Here is a 22,559-nt window from a genome sequence, read left to right on the forward strand (position 1 = left end):
GCCGAGCGCCGGGCCGCCCCTAGCCGGCCCGCATCCCCTCGGGGGATCGGCCGATGTACTCGTCGGACGAGGGGCTCCATGATCGTCAACTGGACTTGCGGACCCTCAGATACCACTCGCACAACAGCCTGACCTGCTTGGCCGTATAGCCCTTGTCCACCATGCGCTGCACGAAGTTCTCGTGCTTCTTGGCGTCCTCGGCGCTGGCTTTGGCGTTGAAGCTGATGACGGGCAGCAGCTCCTCGGTGTTGGAGAACATCTTCTTCTCGATGACGGTGCGCAGCTTCTCGTAGCTGGTCCACAGCGGGTTCTTGCCCGCGTTGTTGGCGCGCGCCCGCAGCACGAAGTTGACGATCTCGTTGCGGAAGTCCTTGGGGTTGGAGATGCCGGCCGGCTTCTCGATCTTCTCCAGCTCGCCGTTCAGCGCCGAGCGGTCGAAGACCTCGCCGGTGTCGGTGTCGCGGTACTCCTGATCCTGGATCCAGTAGTCGGCATAGGTCACATAGCGGTCGAAGATGTTCTGGCCGTACTCGCTATAGCTTTCCAGATAGGCGGTCTGGATCTCCTTGCCGATGAACTCGGCATAGCGAGGCGACAGCTGCTCCTTGATATAGCTGACGTATTTCTCTTCCAGCTCCTTGGGGAACTGCTCGCGCTCGATCTGCTGCTCCAGCACATACATCAGATGCACCGGATTGGCGGCGACCTCGGAGCTGTCGAAGTTGAAGACCTTGGACAGGATCTTGTAGGCGAAGCGCGTGCTGATGCCGCTCATGCCTTCGTCGACGCCGGCGTAGTCGCGGTACTCCTGGTAGCTCTTGGCGCGCGGGTCGGTGTCCTTGAGGTTCTCGCCGTCGTAGATCTGCATCTTGGAATACAGCGACGAGTTCTCAGGCTCCTTCAGCCGGGTGAGCACCGCGAACTGGCTCATCATCTTCAGCGTGCCGGGGGCGCACTTGGCCTCGGCCAGCGACGAGCCGCGGATCAGCTTCTCGTAGATCTTGACCTCTTCGCTGACGCGCAGGCAGTAAGGCACCTTGACGATGTAGACACGGTCGAGGAAGGCCTCGTTGTTCTTGTTGTTGCGGAAGGTCTTCCACTCGCTCTCGTTGCTGTGCGCCAGCACGATGCCGTCGAAGGGAATCGCGCCGAAGCCCTCGGTGCCCTTGTAGTTGCTTTCCTGCGTGGCGGTCAGCAGCGGATGCAGCACCTTGATGGGCGCCTTGAACATCTCGACGAACTCCAGCAGGCCCTGGTTGGCCAGGCACAGGCCACCGGAGTAGCTGTAGGCGTCGGGATCGTCCTGGGCATAGGTCTCGAGCTTGCGGATGTCCACCTTGCCGACCAGGCTGGAGATGTCCTGGTTGTTCTCGTCGCCCGGCTCGGTCTTGGCCACGCCGAGCTGCTTGAGCACGCTGGGATAGCGTTTGACGACCTTGAACTTGCGGATGTCGCCGCCGAATTCGTCCAGGCGCTTGACAGCCCAGGGCGACAGGATGCGGTTCAGGTAGCGGCGCGGGATGCCGTAGTCGCGCTCCAGCAGCGGGCCGTCTTCAATCAGATCGAAGAGCCCCAGCGGTGACTCGTTGACCGGCGAGCCGGCCAGCGCGTAGAAGGGCACATGCTCCATCAGCTGCTTGAGCCGTTCGGCAATCGAGCTCTTGCCACCGCCCACGGGGCCGAGCAGATAGAGGATCTGTTTCTTTTCCTCCAGGCCCTGCGCAGCGTGCCTGAAATAGGACACCACCTGCTCGATGGCTTCTTCCAGGCCATAGAACTCGGCGAAGGCCGGATAGATCTTGATGGTCTTGTTGGCAAAGATGCGCGACAGCCGCGGATCGTTGCGGGTGTCGAGCATCTGCGGCTCGCCGATGGCCTGCAGCATGCGCTCGGCAGCTGTCGCATAGGCCAGAGGGTTCTTCTTGCACTCGGCGAGGTACTCCTCCAGCGTGAGTTCCTCGACCTTGCTGCGCTCGTAGCGCGCTGCGAAATGGCTGATGACGTCCATGCCCACCTCCTGCGGTTTGAACTCCACGCAGTCACAGGCACGATCCGTGCCCGAGGGGACTGGGGGGTTCTGATCGCGCCTCAACTGCAAGGCGTCATCAGAACTCTCCACTCGGTGATCAGCAGCTTGGCGCTGCCGACTCCTCGTCAATCTCAAGAATAAGCCGCCATCTACCCAACTACACGTCCACCAACCGCCCAGCTCTCGCTTTCGTTGACAGGGTGCCGGTCCAGCATACGCCCGCCATGGGGGCAAGACCTGGCACTTTTCGGGCAAACCACACAAACATGGGGGCCTTGTGGCTGTGTGCAGACAGAGGCCGCCAGTGAAGAACTGTTGCAATCGGGACATGCGTCACGGATGCGCCGCCGCCCCTCCTGCACTCTAGTGTTGAGCGTCGAAAAGCGGCGCCTTGTCGGACGCCGCCGCATTGGTGAAGCCCCTCGTCCAAGGAGTACCTTGGCCGGGACCGCTCTGCGGCCGGCCGCAGAGCTTCGGCAGGCACAGCACGCCCACTGGGCGTACTGTGTCCGGCCTCAGCCCCCGAGGGGACGGCGATGCTTGCGACATCGAGTCGCAAGCATCGCCAAAGGGCCGGCTCGGAAGCGGCCCAGCGCTCGGCCCAGAACCCGGTGTTAAGCGGCGCCGCCGCGCAGCCTGTCAAGGATGCCGGACAGGGCGTCCAGCGAGTCGAAATGGATGGCCAGCTCGCCGCTCTGGCCGCCGCGCTTGCCGCGCTTTTTGACGCGCACCTCGACGGTGGCGCCGAGGGCATCGGCCAGCTCTTCTTCCAGCCGCAGCACGTCGCGGCTCTTGTCGCTTTTCACGCGCAGCAGCGGCGCCTGGCGCGCGGCGCCCTGGGTCTTCGCGACCAGCTTCTCGGCCTCGCGCACGCTCAACTTCCTGGCGGCGATCTCGCTGGCTGTCGTGATCTGAACAGCGCCGTCCAGCGGCAGCAGGGCGCGGGCATGGCCCATGTCCAGATCGCCGGCCATCAGCATGTTCTGCACGGGAGCCGCCAGGTTCAAAAGCCGCAACAGATTGCTGGCCGCGCTGCGCGAACGGCCGACGGCCTGGGCCGCCTGCTCATGCGTCAGGCCGAACTCGTCGGTGAGCCGTTTCAAGCCGTGGGCTTCTTCCAGCGGGTTCAGGTCTTCGCGCTGGATGTTCTCGATCAGCGCCATCGCGGCGGCCGACTCGTCGGGCACCGGCTTGACCAGCACCGGCACCTCGCGCAGGCCGGCAAGTCTTGCTGCACGGAAGCGCCGCTCGCCCGCAATGATCTCGTAGGCCACGCCGCCGTTCGGGGTGATCGGCCGCACCAGGATCGGCTGCATGATCCCTTGCGCCTTGATCGACTCGGCCAGCTCGTACAGCGAGCCTTCGTCCATGCGCGTGCGCGGCTGGTATTTGCCGGCCTGCATCTGTTCCAGCTTCAGCGTGCTGGGCGTGCCGTCGCGCTCCGGCGCGGGCGCGTCGCTGACTTTGGGGCCGAGCAGGGCTTCCAGGCCGAGGCCGAGTCCTTTGGGTTTCTTGGTGACCATGGGCGCGGATTGTCGGTGAATGGGTGCCCCCAAACCTGCCGCTTTGCGTCAGCCCCCCCGAGGGGGTGCGAAGCGGCTCGGGAGCGGCCCGTCGCCGCTTCAGCGCTTGGCCAGGCTTTCGAGGAGCTCCCGCCCCTGCGGCCAGTCGCCCAGGCCGGACTCGGCGTTCAGATGACCCCGCGGCCCGGCGATGACGACGCTGCTGCCCCAGTCGGCCGCCATCTGGGTGCTGCGCTCGGCCGCGCCATAGGGGTCGTCGCTGCTGATGACGGTGATGCTGGGGAAGGGCAGGCGGGGCCGGCGGATGGGGCGCCAGTTGTGCAGCTGCGGCGGCATGTCCTCGCGCTCGGTGTCGGGCGGGGCCACCAGCAGGGCGCCCTTCACCCGGCCGGTGTGCTGGGAATGCTCGGCCCAGGCGGCGACGAGCTGGCAGCCCAGGGAGTGGGCCACCAGGATAGCGGGGGCGTCGTCCTGCAGCAGCACCTCGTCCAGCCGCGCCATCCAGTCGCCGCGGCGCGGCCAGTCCCAGTCGTGCTGCTCGACGCGCTCGTCGCCATGCAGCCGCTCCCAGCGGCTTTGCCAGTGGTCCGGGCCCGAGTTTTGCCAGCCCGGGAGAAGCAGTACACGCTCAGATTTCATGGTTTGCCCTTATCCTGCACAGTTCGATTTTCAGCGGTTGGAGTGACGGCGATGACGTTCAAGGTGTTTGTGGACGGCCAGGAAGGCACCACGGGTTTGCGCATCCACGAGTACCTCGCGGCCCGCAAAGACATCGAAGTGCTGAAGATAGACGCCGACAAGCGCAAGGACCCGGCCGAGCGTTCGCGCCTGCTGAACGCCGCCGACGTGGCCTTTCTGTGTCTGCCGGATGCCGCCTCGCGCGAGGCCGCCTTCATGGTCAACAACGACCGCACCTGCCTCATCGACGCCAGCACCGCCCACCGCACGGCGCCCGGCTGGGCCTTCGGCCTGCCCGAGCTCGCCAAGGGCCAGCGCGGCGCCATCCAGGCCAGCAAGCGCATCTCCAACCCGGGCTGCCATTCCAGCGCCTTCATCCTTGCGGTGCGCCCGCTGGTGGATGCTGGTCTGCTTCCCAAGGACGCGGCCGTCAGCGCCACCTCCATCACCGGCTACTCGGGCGGCGGCAAGTCGATGATTGCCGACTATGAGCAGCAGCCGCTGCCGGCCCATCTGCAGGCGCCGCGGCCCTATGGCCTCGCGCTCAAGCACAAGCATCTGCCTGAGATGGCTGCCCACACCGGCCTGGCGACGCCGCCGGTCTTCCAGCCCATCGTCAGCACTTTCTACAAGGGCCTGGCCGTCAGCGTGCCCCTGCACCTGAGCCAGCTCAAGGCCGGCACGACGCCGGAAGCCGTCCATGCCGCGCTGGCCGCCCACTACGAGGGCGAGCGCTTCATCAACGTGAAGCCGCTGCGCGACGCGGCGACGCTGGAGGCCGGCTTCTTCGACGTGCAGGCCTGCAACGACACCAACCGCGTCGACCTCTTCGTGTTTGCGAGCGATACGCAAGTCCTGCTGATGAGCCGCCTGGACAACCTGGGCAAGGGCGCCAGCGGCGCCGCGGTGCAGAGCATGAACGTGCACCTGGGCGTCGAGGAAAGCCTCGGCCTGGTCTGAAGCAGAAATCGGGGCGTTGCGCGATGGCGCGGCGTCGCGATACTGCGGTCCCCGAGACAGGAGACCGCCCGTGGGCAAGACCGCAACGCTGCCCGAGCATGAGCAGCTGCTCGAAGGTGTGCGCATCGCCAGCGCCGGCGACGCCCTGGGCGTGGCGCTGGCCAGCGTCGATCTGCGTTCGCGCCAGAGCATGGCCCAGCAGGCGCTGCGCTGGACCTATGTGCTGCGCTCCCGCCAGCGCTGGGTACGCGACGCCAAGGCGCGCGAGCAGCACCAGATCGATGCCCGCGAGACGCTGAAGCTGCTCGGCTTGTCCGCGGCCCAGATCCAGGCCCTGGGCGAGGCCTCGACCCTGGTCGTGCGCGTGCCCTTCCAGCACGAAGCCCTGTGCTGGGAAGGGCGCATCTTCCCGTGGGAATACGTGCTGGCCGCCGCCACCCGCGAGCAGCGCCGCCGCGCCACCGACCGCCCGCGGCCACTGACCGTCATCCGCGAGCTGCAGCTGCAGCATGAGGTGGAAGGGCAATGGCAGCCGGTGCCGCGCCCGCCCGTCGTGCTGCCGGCCTGGACCGCCCTGCGCGTCCTCGTCGTCAACGCGCTGCCGACCGAGCTCTGCGAGCGCTGGACGGTGGACGCCGAGCTGAAGAACCTGGCCGCCGCCCTGCCTGCGGGCGTGCCGACACCCCGCGTGCTGAACTATCCCAGCCTCGAGGAACTGAAGGCCGAGTTGAAGGCCCGCCCGCCGCATCTGCTGCATGTGGCCGGCATGGACAGCCACCAGGGCCTGCGCGAGCTGGGCCTGGTGGTGGGCAAGGGCGCCCTGGTCGAGGCGCCGGAGTCGGACCGCGCCGGCGCGCCTGACCGCGTGCAGCCCATCGACGAGCTGCTGGCCGATTCGCGCCGGCTGCTGGACGGCCTGCTGCTGCGCGGCGCCGGCGGCCACCCTCGCCTCGTGCACGCCCAGGCCCTGGCCGAGGCCGTGGCCGGCGCGGTGGGGCAGACGCCGCCCTATCTGACGACGCTCAACGTCTGGAACAGTGCCGCGCGCCTGGCGCCCATGCTGATCGCCGAGGGCGCCACGCTGGCGGCCCTGGGCTTCCAGGACGCCTTTGACGACTCGCTGGCTGAGTACGCCATCACCCAGCTGCTGCGCCATCTGTTCGCCAGCGGCTTCGACCTGCCCACGGCCTTTGGCAAGGTCTGGGAAGAGGTGAGGGCGCTGCCCGAGTCCGTGGACGCGACCGGCGTGACGCTGTGGCTGGGCGGGCCGGTCTTTGTCGACGAGGCCACGCGCACCGCCCACGAGGCTCGGCGGCACGCCCTGGCCGCGGCCGCACCGGCGACGACCGAGGTGCGCTGCGAGATCGAGCCCTTCCCCGAGCTGAACTACGCCGTGCTGCACAACGCCCAGCCGCTGTTCCGCCGCTTCGTGCTGAGCTGCGACGCGCCCGCGCGCGCCGAGCCGCTGGACGTGGAAGTGGCCGTTCACATGGGCGACGAGGAGGCGCGCTACGAGAGGCGCGTCACCATGCGCTACGAACGCGAGAACCTGACCAAGGACATTCATGTGCCGCTGACGGCCGACGTCGCCCGCGGCGTGCACGAGGCCATCAACACGAGTCTGCAGGTGCGCGTGCGCCAGGGTGACCAGGTGCTGTACCACGACAGCCATCGCCTGCGCCTGCTGCCGGTGGACCAGTGGCGCGACAACCGCCGCGACGGCCAATGGCTGCCTTCCTTCGTGCTGCCGCGCGACCCGGCTGTGGTGCGCGCGGTGTCGCAGTCGCAGCGCTACAACCGCGTGCTGCGCGATGACCCGACGGCGGGCTTCGAGGGCTACCAGTGCGTGCCCGATGGCCGTCTGGACGAAGAGATGCTGCGCGGCGTGGACCGCCAGGTCGAGGCCCTGTGGGCGACGCTGCTGCATGACTGGCAGCTCGGCTATATCAACCCGCCGCCCAGCTACAGCCAGCAGCTCGACTCGCAGCGCCTGCGCATGCCGTCCAACGTGTGGGCCGACAGAGCCGGCACCTGCATCGACCTGGCCCTGCTGTTCGCGGCCTGTCTGGAGCTGGTGGACATCTACCCGGTCGTCTTCCTGCTCGAAGGCCATGCGCTGCCGGGCTGGTGGCGCCATCCGTCCTTCCGCGAGGACTATATGCAGATGAAGGGCAACTTCAGCGGTGCCGTCCAGGCCGATGCCAGCGGCAGCTCGGCGGCCAACGCCCAGTCCGTGCCCTGGCATGCCGGCCGCGCCAGCTGGGACGAGGTACGCCAGCTCATCCTGGACCGCAAGCTCGTGCCCATCGAAACCGTCAGGCTGACGGAACACTGCGGCTTCATCGAAGCCATCGAGGCGGGCGTCGAGGCCCTGGGCGTGCGCGCCGACTACGACTCCATGCTGGACATCATCACGGCGCGTCAGCGCCAGATCACGCCGCTGCCTTTGTTGAGGGACGACCAATGAGCGCCGCCAGCCAGACCCTGTGGGCCGAGGTGGGCGACCAACTCGACGTGGCGGCGCCTGCGGGCGAGACGGCACGCGCCCCCATCCAGCAGCGCCGCCGCCGCGGCTTCGATGCGCGTGCCGCGGATGGCCGGGCGGCCGTACGCCTGGTGCGCGGGGACGACGAAGGCGGCCTGCTGCGCTGGGTCTACGAGCCGCCGGTGCGCCAGCTCGGCAGCCAGGGCCGGCGCAGCTGGCGCGCCTTCGCGCCGGAGTCGCGCGAGACGGTGCAGCGCATTGCCTTCCCCGAACTGGGCGCCAACCAGCTGACCGAAGCCCTGCAGGGCCTGGACCGCCGGCTCAACCCCGTGCTGGCTGCCCTGAGCGTGCCCGCCCAGGGCCTGCGCCGCTGGGATGGCCAGGGCTGGGTGGCCCTGGCAGCCGGCGAGCTGGAGGCCTTGCAGGGGCGTGCGCTGGTGCTGGTGCACGGCACCTTCAGCGCCAGCGCCATGTATGCCAAGGAGTTCACCGCGACGGTGGAGGGCGAGACCCTGCTGCAGCGCCTGGCCGATGCCAGCGGCACGTATGCCGCCGTGCTGGCCTTCGACCACCCGACGCTGTCCGTCCCGCCCTGGCTGAACGCGCTGGCCCTGCGCGATGCGCTGAAGCCCTGCGCGGCCGAGTTCGACTTTGTCGGCCACAGCCGCGGTGGGCTGGTCATCTCCTGGCTGCTGCGCATGGCGCCCGAGCTGCGCGCGCGCCAGGCTCTCTTCGTCGGTGCGCCGCTGGGGGGCACGTCGCTGGCCGCGCCCGACAAGCTGCGCCAAGCCCTGGACACCCTGGCCAGCTTTGCCGATGCGGTCGCCGAGGTGGCCTCCAAGGCCGGCAAGGTCGCGCCGCCGGGCCTGCAGGTGCTGGCCCTGGGCGTGGGCGGCCTGGCCTGCGTGCTGGGCAAGGTGCTGGAGCTGGGCGCCCGCACGCCGCTGGTCGATGCCGCCGTCGGCCTGGTGCCGGGTCTGCTGGCCATGGGCCGCGTCAACAACAACCTGGAGCTGGCCCAGCTCTACCCGCTGTCCACGGGCACCGAGCTGCGCGCCATCGGCGGCAGCTTCCAGCCGGCTGAGGTCAACGAGCCGCTGTGGAAGCTGTGGAAGCGCGTGACCCATCTGAAGGGCCAGGCCATGTACTACGGCGCCGACCTGATCTTCGACCAGCCCAATGACCTCGTCGTCGACAGCGCGTCCATGAACCGCCTCGGCGACACCGTGCTGGCCGCGCCGCAGTGGGAGGACCTCGGTGTCAGCGCCGAGACGCATCACACCAACTACTTCCAGGACCTGAGGGTGCTGGAGTGGCTGGACAGGCGGCTGCGTTGAGCTGAGGCCAGTCCCTCAGTGCAGGGCGGGCTCTCCGCAGTCGCCGACATAGGCGATCAGCGGACCGAGCGCGGCCTGCATGCGCGCCATCTGCGCGTCGTTCGTCAGCGCGCCGAGCGCCTTCTGAAAGCGCGGCTCCAGAACGCCGGAGACGATGTACTGCCAGCGGTAGGCGCGCAGCGTGTTGGACTCGACGGCTTCCCTGTGATCAGCGCCAATGCCTGTCACGTCGCGGAAATAGGCCGCATCGGCGCGGGCCTGGACCTGCAGCAGGCTGTCGACCCCGCCGACGAGTTCGATCAGCTCACCCACCGCCGCATCGCGCGCGGCTGGCGTGAGGGTCGCGTCCTCGCGTACCCACTCGAGCTCGTCGAGGATGGCGTGCTGCGACTCCTCCTTCCAGTGGAACAGGAACACGTCCTTGAACAGGTCCGACAGGCCGGCGGCGCCTTCGATGCTGGCGCGGTAGTGGGCCTGCGAGAACAACTCGATGTGGCAGGTCAACGCGAGCACCGCCCAGCTGCACTTGCCGAGCACGAAGGCGGCGACGTCGTTGCCGTCGAGCGCGAAACGGTAGCCCGGCGGCATGGCCTCGGCGGCCAGGCGCTCGATGCGGCGGAACAGTTCCTGGTGCTTGAGCTCCTCGTCGGTCAGGCGCACGAGGGCTTCGAAGGCGGTCTGGTCGCCGAACCCGTGCGAACGACCCACTTCGAGCATCTTGACGCCTATATAGCGTTCGATCATGCCAAACATGTTGGCGTAGGTGCGGCCCTGTACCTGGCCATAGAAGAGGCGCTGCGCTGGCGTCAGGAACGGCAGCTCATGCGCGAGCGACAGGCCGTCGGGCAGGAACTTGCTGGCGAGGTCGAAGTGGCGACCGCGGATGACGTCGCGGTCAATGTCCCAGCGGATGCGCTTGGACACTTCGATGCAACGCGCATAGCTGGCGCTGTCTTGGGCGAGGGGATCGGTGGCGATGGGCATGGCATTTCCTTCCAGTGCGTCGATGGACGTGACGGAAGGATGGTCTCGGCGCACCGTGCGCGCCTGAGGCGCCAGTCCCGGCGAGATAGCGCGACGGTGGGACCGTCGCCCTAGTTTGTGCCCAGGCCGGCCGAGCGCGCCAGCACGATGGCCTGGGGCCGGTTTTCGACCTCCAGCTTGGCGAAGATGCTGGTGATGTGGTTGCGCACCGTCTTGTCCGACAGGCCCAGCAGCGCGCCGATCTGCGCGTTGTCGCGGCCCTGCGCAATCAGCTCCAGCAATTCGCGCTCGCGCGGCGTCAGGGTGGCCAGGCGCGCCGGGTCCACGGTGGGCATCTCCTCGCGAACCTCCATGAACCACGCCACTTCCTCGGTCCAGCGCCGCCACGCGGCTTCGTGCTCCAGCATCAGGTGGTTGCGCGAGTCCAGCGGCACGAAGCGCGCGTGCGAGATCGCGCCTGCGAGCAACCGGCCTTCGCCGAAGGGCACGCGCAGGTCGCCGCTGGCGTGCAGCACCAGCGTCGGGCAGGTCACAGCGGCCAGGTCGGCGGTGACGTCGATGTCGTACATCTGGCGCAGCAACCGTGCAGCGTTGCCGGGCGAGGCCGAGACGCGCTCCAGCTCGTTGAACCAGCGGTGTTGCTCCGGCGTGCCATCGGGGACGAACTGGCTGGTGAAGAACTGTCGGAAGGACGCGTCGTCGCCGCCCCAACCATGCTCGATCAGCTGGATCACGGCCGCGTCGAGTGATTCGGGCGCGGCGTCCGCACCGCGGCGGCGCCGGCCGCGTGCGTAGCCGCCGTGCAGGATCAGGTGCGATACGCGCTCGGGGTAGCGCACCGCATAGGCGATGGCCACCGGCGCGCCCTGCGACAGGCCGAGCAGGGCTACACGGTCCTGGCCACTGGCATCGATCACCGTGGCCAGGTCGCGCACCCAGGCTTGGAACGACAGGTCGGCAACATTCCAGTCCGACAGGCCGTTGCCGCGCTGGTCGTAGCGCAGCAGTGTGAAGCGTTGCGCCAGCCAGCTCAGCAGATGGCCCCAGACAGGACTGCCCAGATCGAATTCGAGGTGCGACATCCAGGTGCCGATCTTCACCAGCGGCGGCCCGCTGCCGCTGGTGGCGTAGGCGATGCGCACACCGTCGGCGGCGGTGGCAAAGCGGATCGACTGGCGCAGCGTCACGGCGGTCATTCTGCGCGTGCTGCGTCCGCTGCAGGCTCGGCTATTGCGCCACCAGCTCCACGCGCCGGTTCCTGGCCCGCCCCGCCTCGTCGCCATTGCCCGCCACCGGCGCCAGGCTGGCCAGCCCCTTGGCGCTGAGGCGCTTGGGGTCGACCTTGTAGGGCGCCGCGGTCAGGGCCAGCACGACGGCGCGGGCGCGCTCCATGCTCAGGGTCTGGTTGGCATCGAAGCCGCCGACGTTGTCGGTGTGGCCGACGATCCAGGCCTTCAGCGTGGGCTGGTTCTTCAGCAGTTCGGCCATGGCCTCGAGCTGGGCCTTGGACTCGGGCTTGAGCTCGGTCTTGCCGGTGTCGAAGAACAGGCCGGTCAGCGTGACGCGGCCCTCGGCGACGAGGCCGGCCTGCAGCGCGTTGGGGTCGACCGTGACCTGGCCCGTCTCCATGGGCTTGGGCTCGACGACCTGCACATAGGTGGCGACCAGGCCGGTGGTCGCGTTGGCGGCCAGCGAGTTGTAGATCAGCACGGTGGCTTCCTGGCCGGGCTTGCCCAGGGTGCCGACCAGCATGCGGCCTTCGTCGCCGGACAGGGCCGAGCCCAGGCTGTAGCGGCCGCTGCTGGGCGTCTCGACATAGCCCTTGGCCCAGACCATGCCCTTCATCGGATCGCTCAGCTTGAGCCAGGCGAAGTAGAGGTCGAAGCAGTCGCGCTCGCAGGCGAAGCGCTTCTTGAAGCCGGCGGCGTTCAGCGCCTGCTCGTAGTTGCGCCAGACCTCCAGATTGGACTTGCCGCGCGGCGCGATATAGACCGTCTGCGTGACCTTTCCTTCGAGGTTGAGCGGCGTGTCCTTGAACTGGCGCTTGTCGGACTTGGACAGCTCGACGCTCGAGGGCATGGCGGCGGCATCCCAGTTGGAGGTGCGCTGACCGGCCAGCCAGGAGCCTGCGAAGCGCTTGATGAGGGCATGGTCGGCCGCGCCTGGCAGATCGCCATAGGAGGGCGGGTCGGCGGCCATCGCGCTGGCGTGGGCGACGACCGCCAGCAGGGCGGCGGTGAGGCGGGCGGTGATCTTCATGGGTGTGCTGTCTCGGTTGTTATTGCAGGACCATCTCGACGCGGCGGTTCTTGGCGCGGCCTTCCTCGCTGGCGTTGGAGGCCACGGGCGCGTAGTTGGCATTGCCGTGCGCGGCCAACCGGTTGGCGGCGATGCCGCGCTGCGCGAGCGCCGCGACGACGGCCTGGGCGCGGCCCTGGCTGAGCTTGAGGTTGGCGTCCACGCTGCCGACGTTGTCGGTGTGGCCGACGATGAAGACCTTGGCCGCGGGCTGGGCCTTCAGCACGGCCACCATCTGGTCGAGCTGGGCGTCGCTGTCGGGCTTGAGCTCGGCCTTGCCGGTGTCGAAGAGGATGCCGTACAGCGCGATGCGCCCTTCAGCCTGCAGGCCTGCGCCAATGGCCTTGGCGTCCACCGTGACCTGGCCCGTGGGCATGGACTTGGGCTCGACGATCTCGACATAGCTGGCGGCGCGGTCGGTGTACTCGTTCTCGGCCAGCGAGGTGAAGACGAGGATCTGCAGCGTGCTGCCGCCGCGGGTCAGGGTGCCGGCCAGGATGTGGCCCTCGTCGTAGGTGACGGACATCGGGATGCCCCACTTGGCGCCCCTGAAGTTGTTGCCCTTGACGCCGATCAGATAGCCCTTGGCCCAGTCCATGCCCTTGCCGCGGTTGTCGTCCTTGATGGCGAAATAGGCCGGGCCGAGGCAGTCCTTCACCTCGCAGCTGAAGCGCGGCTTGAAGCCCGCGGCCATCAGCGCCTGCTGCTGGTTGCGGAAGACTTCCAGCGGCGTCTTGCCCAGCGGGCTCAGGTAGAACAGCCGCGTGATCTTGCCCTCGACCTGCAGCGGGTCGGCGAACTTGTTGCGCTCGGTCTTGGACATGCCGCCGGCGCCGGGCAGCACGGTGGTGGCCCAGTCCTGCTGGCCATAGCCCACCAGCAGGCTGCCAGAGAAGCGGCTGATGACGGGATGGTCGGCGCTGCCCTTGACGTCGGCCGTGGGGCTTTCGTCGGCGGCGCGGGCGGCGCTGCCGGCCAGGCCCACGGCGAGCAGCAGGGCCAGGGTGAAGCTGCTTCGCATCTTGCGGTTCGTCGTCACTGGAGTTGAGGCGTTATTGCAGGACCATCTCGACACGGCGGTTCCTGCCGCGGCCGTCTTCGCTGGCGTTGGAGGCCACGGGCGCGAAGTTGGCGATGCCGCGCGCCTGCAGGCGGTTGGCGGCGATGCCGCGCTGCGTGAGCGCCGCCACCACGGCCTTGGCGCGCCCCTCGCTGAGGGCGAGGTTGGCGTCGATGCTGCCGACGTTGTCGGTGTGGCCGACGATGAGGACCTTGAGGGCCGGCTGGGCCTTCAGCGTGGCCACCATCTGGTCGAGCTGGGCGTTGCTGTCGGGCTTGATGTCGGTCTTGCCGGTGTCGAAGAAGAGGCCGTAGAGGGCGATCCTGCCTTCGGCCTGCAGGCCGGAGGCGATGGCCTTGGCGTCCACCGTGACCTGGCCGGTGGGCATGGCCTTGGGCTCGACGATCTCGATATAGGTGGCCGAGCGGTTGGTGTGCTCGGTGGCGGCCATGGACGTGAACAGCAGCAGGTTCAGCGTGCGGCCGCCGCTGCTCAGCGTGCCGACCAGCATGCGGGCCTGGTCGTAGCTGATGGACATGGCCAGGGGCCAGGAGCTGCTGCGGTACTCGGCACCGACGCCGGGCACATCACCTTCGGCCCAGCGCATGCCCTTGGCGCGCTCATAGCCGTCCAGTGCGAAATAGGCTTTGACGCAACCTTGGGCCTCGCTCTCGCATTGCCAGGTCACCTTGAAGCCGGCGGCATTCAGGGCCTGCTGGTAGTTGCGGAAGACCTCCAGCGGGCTCTTGCCCAGCTGTCCCAGATAGAAGAGGCGGGTCGCCTTGCCCTCGAGGTTCACCGGGCGGTTGAACTTGTCGTTCTCGGTCTTGGACACGCCGCTCGCGTCGGGGAAGCTGCGCTGCTCCCAGTCCTGCTGGGCATAGCCGGCCAGCACGCTGCCGGTGAAGCGCTTGAGGACGGGGTGGTCGGCGCTGCCGGAGACATCAGCCTTGGGGGCGTCGGCGAGGGCCGTGGTGACCAGGGCGAAGGAGGCGAGGAGGGTGAGGGCGGCTCGGTGGAGCGTCATGGGTGGCGTCGGTTTGAGGTGGCGCGGATGTTGACGCAGCCAACGCGCGAGACCCCTGCCACGGCGACCTGCAAACGTGGGAGCCGAAAGGGGGGACGCCCCCGGAATTCAGCGCAGCTCTTTTTCCGGGCTGCGGTAGTGGTAGCGGTAGGCGAACACAAAGCCCATGCGCGCATACAGACGCTTGGCGACTTCGTTGTCGCTGCCGACCTGCAGATAGGCCTGGCGGGCGCCCCGGTCGTGGGCGAGGGCCAGCAGGGCCCGGCACAGGCGCTCGGCATGGCCCTGGCGCGGTACAGCCGAGAAGATGTCGTAGAGGCCGACGATATCGCCATCGACCACCATCTGGCCGCAGGCCAGCAGCCGGCCCTCGGCGTCGTTCAGCGCAAAGCCCTGGTAGGTGACCGGGGCGTTGGCGATGCGCTCGGCGTGGGCGGCTATGGCCGTGGGGGATGACCCGCGCAGGGCGCCGACGGTGGCGGCGTAGGTGGGAGCATCCAGGGCCTGGAGGGCGGCTGGCGCGGGGTCGGATGCCAGCGTGCCCATCACCATGACGTCGGCCGCGTCAAAGACGCCCCAGCCCTTGGCAGCGAGCCGGGCGTCGAGGTCGGCCGGCTGGCTCCAGGGCGTCACACGGATGGCCAGCGGCAGCCCGGCGGCGTCATAGGCCTGCTGGCAGCGGGCCAGCAAGTCGTCCAGCGGCAGCGTGCCGGCGCGCAGCGCGTTGATGCAGCGCGAGCGCTTGGCCTTGCCGGGCGACAGGCGGATCAGCCAGCCGTCGATGTCGGCTTGCTGGGGCGGAGCGCTGGCGTCCAGGCCGGCGTGCTCGGCGCGCAGGGCGAGAGGGTCAAGCATGGTCGGACAGCAGGGTAGAGGGCTCGCGCCAGATGCAGCGCCATTCGGGCAGGCAGACGCCGCCGAAAGGCGGGGTCGTGCCGGGGTCGATGAACTCCGCACCCAGGCGGGCATAGAAGCGCTTGGCCGGTTCGTTCTGGTCCAACACCCAGAGATACAGGGGCTGGGCGTGGTCCGGCCCCAGCTCGCGGACAACGGCCTGGAGCAGCTTGCGACCGATGCCGCCGCCTTTCAGCTCGGGGTGGACGTGCAGGTTGTCGACCAGGGTGCCGCAGACCGGGTCGTGGCCGGGCAGCACGTAGGCGAAGCCGATCATCTGGCCGGTGGCGTCTTCGGCCACGATGCCGAAGGCCGATGCAACAGCTGACCCCTGAAGGCGCTCGCGCCAGACGGCCTGGCGCTCGGCGAAGACCTCGTGGTCGAGAAAGTCGTCGGGCACGATGCCGCGGTAGGCGCTGCGCCAGCTCGTCGCGTGCAGGGTGGCGACGGCATCCGCGTCGTCGGCGCGCAGGGGGCGCAGCAGGGGCGCACTCACCGCATCGTCTCGATGCGCTTCACCATTTCCTTGGCGAAGTCGACAAAGGCCTGGGCACCCTTGGAGCTCGGATCGAAGACGACGCCCGGCAGCCCATAGCTCGGCGCCTCGGCCAGGCGGACATTGCGCGGGATGACGGTGTCGAAGACCTTGTTGCCGAAGTGGGCCTTGAGCTGGTCGCTGACCTGCTGCTGCAGCGTGATGCGTGGGTCGAACATCACGCGCAGCAGGCCGATGATCTGCAGGTCGTTGTTCAGGTTGGCGTGGATCTGCTTGATGGTGTTGACCAAGTCGGTCAGGCCTTCCAGCGCGAAGTACTCGCACTGCATGGGCACGATGACGCCATGGGCGCTGCACAGGCCGTTCAGCGTCAACATGGACAGCGAGGGCGGGCAGTCGATGAGGATGAAGTCGTAGTCCTTGCCGGCGTCGTGCAGGGCGGCCTTGAGCCGGGCCTCGCGGCGCTCCAGCGCCACCAGGTCCACCTCCGCACCGGCCAGCTCGCGGTTGGCGCCGAGCACGTCGTAGCCGGCTTTCTCGGCCCGGGTCTTGGCCTCGGCCAGGCTGGCGGATTCCAGCAGCACGTCGTAGACGGTCAGCTCCAGCGTGCGCTTGTCGATGCCGGAACCCATGGTCGCGTTGCCTTGGGGGTCCAGGTCGACGACCAGCACGCGCTGACCGATCTGCGCCAGGCCGGCGGCAAGGTTGACGGTGGTGGTGGTCTTGCCGACGCCGCCCTTCTGGTTGGCGATACAGAAAATCTTGGCCATGGGTTCCAGTTCTCGACTGCCGGCATCGTACCGGGGAGAAGACGGGTCGACCCTCCGGCGCGACCCGTGAAGTGACCTCAGCGGGGCCTCATCCAGATGATGCAGCGCTGGGCATCGAGGCCCGGGACGGCCAGTTGTTCCACGTGAAACACCTCCACGTCGGCGGGCAGGGCGGCGATCTCGTCGGCGGGATGCTGACCCTTCATGGCCATCCAGATTGCACCTTCGGCCAAGTGCTGGCGGGTCAGGCTGGTGAAGTCGACCAGGGAGGCGAAGGCGCGGGAGGTGATGACGCCGAACGGCTCGGTCTTCAGTTGCTCGACGCGGCTGTGCACGCCATGCAGATTGGGCAGCTTCAGCTCGGCCGCGACCTGCTGGATAAAGGTGGCCTTCTTGGCGACGGCGTCCACGCAGCTGACGTCGGTGCCGGGGCAGCAGATGGCAATGACGACGCCGGGCAGTCCACCACCGGCGCCGACGTCCATCAGCCGCGCCGGCGCGCCGTGGCGCTGCAGCGGCGCGATGACCGACAGGCTGTCCACCAGATGGTGGCTCAGCATCTGCGCCGGGTCACGGACGGCGGTCAGGTTGTAGACCTTGTTCCACTTCTGCAGCAGGGCCAAATAGGCCAGCAGCTGGTCGAGTTGGGTGTCGCTGAGTTCGAGGCCGAGTTCGGTGGCTGCCGCGGCGAGCGTGTCCCTCATGCAGACACCGCAACGTCGGCCGCTTCCGTGAAGCCCTTGAACTTGCCCTTCTTCAGATGCACCAGCAGCAGTGAGATCGCGGCCGGCGTGATGCCGGAGATGCGCGAGGCCTGGCCCAGGGTCTCAGGCTTGTGCTTGTTGAGCTTCTGGCGCGCTTCGAAGGAGAGGGCGTGGACGAGGCGGTAGTCCAGATCCTCGGGCAGCTTCAAGTGCTCGAAGTGGGCGGCACGGGCGACGTCATCGACCTGCTTGTTGATATAGCCGGCGTACTTGGTGCTGATCTCGACCTGCTCGGTGACCAGGGCGGCCAACTCCGCGCCCAGCTCGGCGTTCAAGGTTTCACGTGAAACACCGGCCTCGGGTCGTGCAATCGCAGCGATCTCGGCGACCGTGTCGAAGCCCACGCCGGGCCGACGCAGGAGATCGACCAGCGTGTATTCACGCTCGAGCGCCTTGCCGACGAGACGTTCGGCATCCGCTGCCGGCAGGATGCCTGCGTGAACCCAAGTGCTCTTCAGCTTCTCGGTTTCACGTGAAACAGCGTCGCGCTTGCGGTTGAAGGCGGTCCAGCGCTCGTCGTCCACCAGGCCCAGCTGGCGGCCGGTCTCGGTCAGGCGGGCGTCGGCGTTGTCCTCGCGCAGCTGCAGCCGGAACTCGGCCCGGCTGGTGAACATCCGGTAGGGCTCGGTCACGCCCTTGGTGATGAGGTCGTCCACCAGCACGCCCAGATAGGCCTGGTCGCGCGCCGGCGTCCACGGGCCGTCGCCGCGCACTTGCAGCGCCGCGTTCAGGCCGGCGAACAAGCCTTGCGCGGCAGCTTCCTCGTAGCCCGTCGTGCCATTGATCTGGCCGGCGAAGAACAGGCCCTGGATGACCTTGGTCTCGAAGCTGGCCTTCAGGCCGCGCGGGTCGAAGTAGTCGTACTCGATGGCATAGCCGGGGCGCAGGATGTCGGCGTTCTCCAGGCCCGGGATGCTGCGCACGGCGGCCAGCTGGATGTCGAAGGGCAGGGAGGTGGAGATGCCGTTGGGGTAGAACTCGTGCGTCGTCAGGCCCTCGGGCTCCAGGAAGATCTGGTGCGAGTCCTTGTCGGCGAAGCGGTTCACCTTGTCCTCGATGCTGGGGCAGTAGCGCGGCCCCACGCCCTCGATGACGCCGGTGAACATCGGGCTGCGGTCGAAGCCGCTGCGGATGATCTCGTGCGTACGCAGGTTGGTGTGCGTGATCCAGCACGGCAGCTGCTGCGGGTGCATGGCCGTGTTGCCGAGGAAGCTGAACACCGGCACCGGGTCCAGGTCACCCGGTTGGGCCTCGCACTTGGAGAAGTCGATGGTGCGGCCGTCGAGGCGCGGCGGCGTGCCGGTCTTGAGCCGGCCTTGCGGCAGCTTCAATTCCTTCAGGCGCGCCGACAGCGACACCGCCGGCGGGTCGCCGGCGCGGCCGGCGCTGTAGTTCTCCAGGCCGACGTGGATGCGGCCGTCCAGGAAGGTGCCGGCCGTCAGCACGACGGCGCGGGCACGGAAACGGATGCCGGCCTGGGTGATGGCGCCGACAACGCGGTCGCCTTCCACCATCAGGTCGTCCACGGCCTGCTGGAACAGCTGCAGATTGGGCTGGTTCTCCAGCATGCGCCGGATGGCGGCCTTGTAGAGGATGCGGTCGGCCTGGGCGCGGGTGGCGCGCACGGCCGGACCCTTGCTGCCATTGAGGATGCGGAACTGGATGCCACCCTCGTCGGTGGCCAGCGCCATCGCGCCGCCCAGCGCGTCGACCTCCTTCACCAGGTGGCCCTTGCCGATGCCACCGATGCTGGGGTTGCAGCTCATCTGGCCCAGGGTCTCGATGTTGTGGGTCAGCAGCAGCGTCTGCGCGCCCATGCGCGCCGCGGCGAGCGCCGCTTCGGTGCCGGCATGGCCGCCGCCGACGACGATGACATCGAATTCCTTGGGGTAAAGCATCAGTTATCCATTCCGCATTTCGGGCCGAGCGCCGGGCCGCTCCCTAGCCGGCCCGCGTTGGCGATGTGCTTGGCGGTCGAGCCGGCAAGCATCGCCGTCCCCTCGGGGGACCGGCCAAGGTACTCCTTGGCCGAGGGGCGCCACATCCTCCAAGCGAACCGCGAATTTTACGAAGCGGCTGTGGATAAGTCACCCCAGGATGTCGCAGGGCGCAGGGCTTTTGCGCCCCGCACGCATCAGCCCGGCAATGTCAGCAGGCCTTGCGGGTAACGCGCGCACAGGAAGTCGACGAAGGCCTTGACCTTGGGGCTCGCGAGGCGGCGTGAGGTGTGCAGCACCCACAGGTCCACCGTCTTGTCCGCGACGGTGCCCCATTGCACCAGCTCGCCGCGGCTCAGCTGGTGCCAGACGATGGACTGGGGCAGCAGCGCGGCACCCGCGCCGGCGATGGCGGCGTCCCTCACCATCAGCATGGAGGACAGGCTGAGCACGGGCACGGGCATGAGGATCAGGCCGCCGTCGACCCGCCAGGGGGCATCGTCGCGACGTGACAGCACGGCCGGCACATCCACCGGCGCCGGGCCGGGCGGCGGCATGGGAAAGGCCGGCGCAGCCACGACGACCATGCGGTCCTTGGCAAAGCAGCGGCCGACCAGCGCGGTGTCCATGCGCGGGTTGGGACGGATCGCCACGTCGAAGCGCTCGTCCACCAGGTTCACGACCCGGTCCTCGCCCACCACGTCCACCGTCACGCCGGGGTAGAGGGCGCGGAAGTCGGCGCACAGCCGCCCCATCGCCAGTTGCGAGAACAGCAGCGGCGCGGCGATGCGCAACTGGCCGCTCACCGTTGCAGCGCCCTCGCGCGCGGAGGTGATGGCATCGGTCACCTCGTGCATCGGCCCCTCGGTGCGGCTGAGCAGCAGCTGGCCGGCTTCCGTCAGCTCCAGGCCCTTGGCGCTGCGCTCGATGAGGCGCACGCCCAGCTGTTCCTCCAGATCCGCCACGCGGCGCGACAGGGTGGCCTTGGATCGCCGGCTGGCGCGGCTGGCGCGGCCGAAACCGCCGTGCGTGGCCACCAGGTTGAAGTCCGCCAGTGCGTTGAGGTCCATATGTCTTGTGTTTGAGACGGTATGTCTGAATTTTGGCGTCTGTGTTTATCCAACGCAACGCCCTATCTTTCACTCCATCGCCACCCTTTCACTCCCGATCCAAGGACCTGACCATGAAAACCGTTCGCGCTTTGACCCTGCAAACCTATGGCGGCCCCGAGGCCACCCGACTCTCGGCGGTGCCCGCCCCCACGGCGGGTCCCGGCCAGGTGCTGGTGAGCGTGCGCGCCGCCGGCCTCAACGCTCTCGACTGGAAAGTGCGCGAGGGCCTGGTTCGCGATGCCTTCCCGCTCGCCCTTCCGGCCGTGCTGGGCCTGGAGCTGGCGGGCGTGGTCGAGGCCATCGGCGCTGGTGTGACGCGCCTGCGGCCCGGCGACCGCGTCATGGGGCCGCTCGGCCGACTGGGCGCCTATGCCGAGCTGGTCGCCGTCGACGAAGCCCGGCTGGCGCTCACGCCCGCTGCGCTGACGGATGTCGCCGCCGCCGCGCTGCCGGTGGCCGCGATGGCCGGATGGCAGAGCCTGTACTTCGCCGGCCCGGTGTGGGGCGGTCAGCGCGTGCTGGTGCATGGCGCCGCTGGCGCGCTGGGCCGCTTTGCCGTGCAGTTCGCCAAGCGGGCGGGCGCCTTCGTCGTGGCCACCGCCGCGGGCCGCGATGTGGCGGCGCTGCGCGCGCTCGGGGTTGACCAGGTCATCGACCACGAGACGCAGCGCTTCGAGGAGCTGGTGAGCGACATCCACCTGGTGCTGGACTACGTCGGCGGCGAGGTGCTGGAGCGCACCTGGCCCGTGGTGGCCAAGGGCGGCGTGGTGGTCGGCACGTCATCGCCCGAGATCCTGACGCGCACGCCGGCCGGGCAGCGCGGCCTGTGGTTCGTGATGACGCCCGATGCCGCGCTGCTGGCGCGCCTGGCCCAGCAGGTGGCGCGGGGCGAGCTGCAGGCACCGGTCGGCCAGGTCTTGCCCCTGGCCGACCTGCCCGCCGCCATCGAACGCCACCGCACGGGTGCCCTGCGCGGCAAGACCGTCATCGACTTCACCGCCTGATTCTTTTCAACCCAAGGAGTTCACCATGAGCCTGCTCATCACCGGTGCCACCGGCACCATCGGTTCCCTCGTCGTCCAAGGTCTGGCCCAGCACGGCGCCGACGTGAAGGCGCTGGTTCGCCAGCCCGGCAAGACTCTCTGGCCGGCCGGCGTCACCGAGGCCGTCGCCGACCTCACCGACGTGCCATCCATGCGCCAGACGCTGCAGGGCGTTCGCACGCTGTTCCTGCTCAATGCCGTCACGCCGGACGAGGTCACCCAGGCGCTGCAGACGCTGAACCTGGCGCGCGAAGCCGGCATCCAGCGCATCGTCTACCTGTCGGTCATCCATGCCGACCGGTTCACCGACGTGCCGCATTTCACCGGCAAGCACACGGTGGAACGCATGATCGACACCCTGGACCTGCCGGCCACCGTGCTGCGCCCGGCCTATTTCATGCAGAACGACCAGCAGGTGCAGGCCGTCATTGAGGGCTACGGCGTCTACCCCATGCCCATAGGCGCGGCGGGCATCGCGATGGTGGACACGCGCGACCTCGCCGACGTGGCCGTCGCCGAACTGCTGCGCCGCGACCGCGCTCCCGCGCCGCTGCCGCGCGTCACGCTGGATGTGGTGGGTCCCGAGCCGCTCACTGGCGAAGCGGCGGCCCGCGTGTGGAGCGAGGCGCTGCAACGCCCGATCGCCTATGCCGGCGACGACCTGCTGGCCTTCGAGGCGCAGCTGGCCACCCAGATGCCGGGCTGGATGGCCTATGACATGCGGCTGATGATGGCCCGCATCCAGCAACACGGCATGCAGCCTGCCGCCGGCGGCGTGCAGCGCCTGGAGTCCCTGCTGGGTCGACCGCTGCGGCGCTACGACGCGATGGTGCGGGAGCAGGTGGCCGGCAGCCGCTGAAGTCCCCGGGACGCGCGGGGCGGCGACACGGGACAATCGCGCCATGGAATGCCGCCCCCGCTGCGCCGCCTGCTGCATCGCGCCGTCGATCAGCTCGCCCATCCCCGGCCACCCGAATGGCAAGCCGGCGGGCGTGCGCTGCGCGCAGCTGGACGACGAGCTGCGCTGCAAGATCTTCGGCCGGCCCGAGCGCCCGGCTGTCTGCGGCTCGCTGCCGCCGCATGAGGAGATGTGCGGCGAGAACCGCGAGCAGGCCATGCGCTGGCTCGGATGGATGGAGCGCGAGACGGCACCCGGCTAGAG

20 protein-coding genes are annotated in these 22,559 nt (G+C 68.6%); 6 read left to right on the top strand and 14 right to left on the bottom strand.

The window, feature by feature from the left end:
* Positions 1–85 precede the first annotated feature (85 nt).
* The 3 genes from J2X20_RS17550 to J2X20_RS17560 all read right to left on the bottom strand — a co-directional run bounded on the left by J2X20_RS17550 (position 86) and on the right by J2X20_RS17560 (position 4,191).
* Entirely contained in the window at positions 86–2,008 is a 1,923-nt protein-coding gene (locus J2X20_RS17550) for a PrkA family serine protein kinase (protein WP_310267181.1), read from the bottom strand.
* A 635-nt stretch (positions 2,009–2,643) separates the two neighbouring features.
* Positions 2,644–3,552, bottom strand: a complete 909-nt coding sequence (locus J2X20_RS17555) for a ParB/RepB/Spo0J family partition protein (RefSeq protein ID WP_310267183.1) — start codon at positions 3,550–3,552, stop codon at positions 2,644–2,646.
* 99 nt (positions 3,553–3,651) lie between these two features.
* On the bottom strand, positions 3,652–4,191 hold the full coding sequence (locus tag J2X20_RS17560; protein ID WP_310267185.1) for an RBBP9/YdeN family alpha/beta hydrolase: 540 nt from the start codon (positions 4,189–4,191) through the stop codon (positions 3,652–3,654).
* 51 nt (positions 4,192–4,242) lie between these two features.
* On the opposite strand from J2X20_RS17560, the gene argC reads away from it, so the two are divergent.
* The 3 genes from argC (at position 4,243) to J2X20_RS17575 (ending at position 9,012) form a co-directional block, all read left to right on the top strand.
* A complete protein-coding gene (gene argC / locus J2X20_RS17565) occupies positions 4,243–5,190 on the top strand; it encodes an N-acetyl-gamma-glutamyl-phosphate reductase (protein WP_310267186.1) in 948 nt (315 codons plus the stop codon).
* 70 nt (positions 5,191–5,260) lie between these two features.
* Positions 5,261–7,657: a hypothetical protein gene (locus J2X20_RS17570; protein WP_310267187.1), complete on the top strand. Its 2,397-nt coding sequence runs from the start codon at positions 5,261–5,263 to the stop codon at positions 7,655–7,657.
* Positions 7,654–9,012, top strand: coding sequence for an esterase/lipase family protein (locus J2X20_RS17575; protein WP_310267188.1), 1,359 nt, complete (start codon positions 7,654–7,656; stop codon positions 9,010–9,012). Before J2X20_RS17570 ends, J2X20_RS17575 begins: the two co-directional genes overlap by 4 nt.
* A 15-nt stretch (positions 9,013–9,027) precedes the next feature.
* On the opposite strand, the gene J2X20_RS17580 is transcribed toward J2X20_RS17575, so the two are convergent.
* The 11 genes from J2X20_RS17580 to J2X20_RS17630 all read right to left on the bottom strand — a co-directional run bounded on the left by J2X20_RS17580 (position 9,028) and on the right by J2X20_RS17630 (position 20,312).
* The gene (locus J2X20_RS17580) at positions 9,028–9,996 is read right to left on the bottom strand and encodes a hypothetical protein (RefSeq protein WP_310267189.1); all 969 of its coding nucleotides are present in this window, start codon (positions 9,994–9,996) and stop codon (positions 9,028–9,030) included.
* Between the two features lie 110 nt (positions 9,997–10,106).
* A complete protein-coding gene (locus J2X20_RS17585; RefSeq protein ID WP_310267191.1) occupies positions 10,107–11,192 on the bottom strand; it encodes an alpha/beta fold hydrolase in 1,086 nt (361 codons plus the stop codon).
* 31 nt (positions 11,193–11,223) lie between these two features.
* Positions 11,224–12,255 (bottom strand): OmpA family protein, encoded by a 1,032-nt coding sequence (locus J2X20_RS17590; protein WP_310267193.1) that lies wholly within the window; start codon positions 12,253–12,255, stop codon positions 11,224–11,226.
* Positions 12,256–12,274: 19 nt separating this feature from the next.
* The gene (locus J2X20_RS17595; protein ID WP_310267196.1) at positions 12,275–13,315 is read right to left on the bottom strand and encodes an OmpA family protein; all 1,041 of its coding nucleotides are present in this window, start codon (positions 13,313–13,315) and stop codon (positions 12,275–12,277) included.
* 31 nt (positions 13,316–13,346) lie between these two features.
* The gene (locus J2X20_RS17600) at positions 13,347–14,381 is read right to left on the bottom strand and encodes an OmpA family protein (protein ID WP_310267197.1); all 1,035 of its coding nucleotides are present in this window, start codon (positions 14,379–14,381) and stop codon (positions 13,347–13,349) included.
* A 108-nt stretch (positions 14,382–14,489) separates the two neighbouring features.
* Positions 14,490–15,236 carry a GNAT family N-acetyltransferase gene (locus J2X20_RS17605; protein ID WP_310267198.1) on the bottom strand — a complete coding sequence of 249 codons (747 nt, stop codon included), beginning with the start codon at positions 15,234–15,236 and terminating at the stop codon, positions 14,490–14,492.
* On the bottom strand, positions 15,229–15,771 hold the full coding sequence (locus J2X20_RS17610; protein ID WP_310267199.1) for a GNAT family N-acetyltransferase: 543 nt from the start codon (positions 15,769–15,771) through the stop codon (positions 15,229–15,231). The genes J2X20_RS17605 and J2X20_RS17610 overlap by 8 nt, the downstream gene beginning before the upstream one ends.
* Positions 15,768–16,541, bottom strand: coding sequence for a ParA family protein (locus tag J2X20_RS17615; protein WP_310267200.1), 774 nt, complete (start codon positions 16,539–16,541; stop codon positions 15,768–15,770). The genes J2X20_RS17610 and J2X20_RS17615 overlap by 4 nt, the downstream gene beginning before the upstream one ends.
* Before the next feature lie 77 nt (positions 16,542–16,618).
* Entirely contained in the window at positions 16,619–17,245 is a 627-nt protein-coding gene (gene rsmG, locus J2X20_RS17620) for a 16S rRNA (guanine(527)-N(7))-methyltransferase RsmG (RefSeq protein ID WP_310267201.1), read from the bottom strand.
* Positions 17,242–19,203 (bottom strand): tRNA uridine-5-carboxymethylaminomethyl(34) synthesis enzyme MnmG, encoded by a 1,962-nt coding sequence (mnmG, locus tag J2X20_RS17625; protein ID WP_310267202.1) that lies wholly within the window; start codon positions 19,201–19,203, stop codon positions 17,242–17,244. Before mnmG ends, rsmG begins: the two co-directional genes overlap by 4 nt.
* 236 nt (positions 19,204–19,439) lie before the next feature.
* Positions 19,440–20,312 carry a LysR family transcriptional regulator gene (locus J2X20_RS17630; RefSeq protein WP_310267203.1) on the bottom strand — a complete coding sequence of 291 codons (873 nt, stop codon included), beginning with the start codon at positions 20,310–20,312 and terminating at the stop codon, positions 19,440–19,442.
* Between the two features lie 113 nt (positions 20,313–20,425).
* On the opposite strand from J2X20_RS17630, the gene J2X20_RS17635 reads away from it, so the two are divergent.
* From J2X20_RS17635 to J2X20_RS17645, 3 genes are read left to right on the top strand one after another with little or no spacing between them, the layout of a single operon-like run.
* A complete protein-coding gene (locus J2X20_RS17635) occupies positions 20,426–21,358 on the top strand; it encodes an NADP-dependent oxidoreductase (RefSeq protein ID WP_310267204.1) in 933 nt (310 codons plus the stop codon).
* A 25-nt stretch (positions 21,359–21,383) separates the two neighbouring features.
* Positions 21,384–22,256 carry an SDR family oxidoreductase gene (locus J2X20_RS17640; protein WP_310267205.1) on the top strand — a complete coding sequence of 291 codons (873 nt, stop codon included), beginning with the start codon at positions 21,384–21,386 and terminating at the stop codon, positions 22,254–22,256.
* A gap of 43 nt (positions 22,257–22,299) precedes the next feature.
* A complete protein-coding gene (locus J2X20_RS17645) occupies positions 22,300–22,557 on the top strand; it encodes a YkgJ family cysteine cluster protein (RefSeq protein WP_310267206.1) in 258 nt (85 codons plus the stop codon).
* Positions 22,558–22,559: the final 2 nt, after the last annotated feature.

It is taken from the genome of Roseateles saccharophilus, assembly GCF_031458095.1.
GTDB classification, from domain to species: domain Bacteria; phylum Pseudomonadota; class Gammaproteobacteria; order Burkholderiales; family Burkholderiaceae_C; genus Pelomonas; species Pelomonas saccharophila_A.

Bases quoted from the DNA above. Each gene is read 5' to 3' on its own strand.
- J2X20_RS17550 (WP_310267181.1), bottom strand. From the start codon at position 2,008: ATGGACGTCATCAGCCATTTCGCAGCGCGCTACGAGCGCAGCAAGGTC.
- J2X20_RS17555 (WP_310267183.1), bottom strand. From the start codon at position 3,552: ATGGTCACCAAGAAACCCAAAGGACTCGGCCTCGGCCTGGAAGCCCTG.
- J2X20_RS17560 (WP_310267185.1), bottom strand. From the start codon at position 4,191: ATGAAATCTGAGCGTGTACTGCTTCTCCCGGGCTGGCAAAACTCGGGC.
- argC (WP_310267186.1), top strand. From the start codon at position 4,243: ATGACGTTCAAGGTGTTTGTGGACGGCCAGGAAGGCACCACGGGTTTG.
- J2X20_RS17575 (WP_310267188.1), top strand. From the start codon at position 7,654: ATGAGCGCCGCCAGCCAGACCCTGTGGGCCGAGGTGGGCGACCAACTC.
- J2X20_RS17580 (WP_310267189.1), bottom strand. From the start codon at position 9,996: ATGCCCATCGCCACCGATCCCCTCGCCCAAGACAGCGCCAGCTATGCG.
- J2X20_RS17585 (WP_310267191.1), bottom strand. From the start codon at position 11,192: ATGACCGCCGTGACGCTGCGCCAGTCGATCCGCTTTGCCACCGCCGCC.
- J2X20_RS17590 (WP_310267193.1), bottom strand. From the start codon at position 12,255: ATGAAGATCACCGCCCGCCTCACCGCCGCCCTGCTGGCGGTCGTCGCC.
- J2X20_RS17595 (WP_310267196.1), bottom strand. From the start codon at position 13,315: ATGCGAAGCAGCTTCACCCTGGCCCTGCTGCTCGCCGTGGGCCTGGCC.
- J2X20_RS17600 (WP_310267197.1), bottom strand. From the start codon at position 14,381: ATGACGCTCCACCGAGCCGCCCTCACCCTCCTCGCCTCCTTCGCCCTG.
- J2X20_RS17605 (WP_310267198.1), bottom strand. From the start codon at position 15,236: ATGCTTGACCCTCTCGCCCTGCGCGCCGAGCACGCCGGCCTGGACGCC.
- J2X20_RS17615 (WP_310267200.1), bottom strand. From the start codon at position 16,541: ATGGCCAAGATTTTCTGTATCGCCAACCAGAAGGGCGGCGTCGGCAAG.
- rsmG (WP_310267201.1), bottom strand. From the start codon at position 17,245: ATGAGGGACACGCTCGCCGCGGCAGCCACCGAACTCGGCCTCGAACTC.
- mnmG (WP_310267202.1), bottom strand. From the start codon at position 19,203: ATGCTTTACCCCAAGGAATTCGATGTCATCGTCGTCGGCGGCGGCCAT.
- J2X20_RS17630 (WP_310267203.1), bottom strand. From the start codon at position 20,312: ATGGACCTCAACGCACTGGCGGACTTCAACCTGGTGGCCACGCACGGC.
- J2X20_RS17635 (WP_310267204.1), top strand. From the start codon at position 20,426: ATGAAAACCGTTCGCGCTTTGACCCTGCAAACCTATGGCGGCCCCGAG.
- J2X20_RS17640 (WP_310267205.1), top strand. From the start codon at position 21,384: ATGAGCCTGCTCATCACCGGTGCCACCGGCACCATCGGTTCCCTCGTC.
- J2X20_RS17645 (WP_310267206.1), top strand. From the start codon at position 22,300: ATGGAATGCCGCCCCCGCTGCGCCGCCTGCTGCATCGCGCCGTCGATC.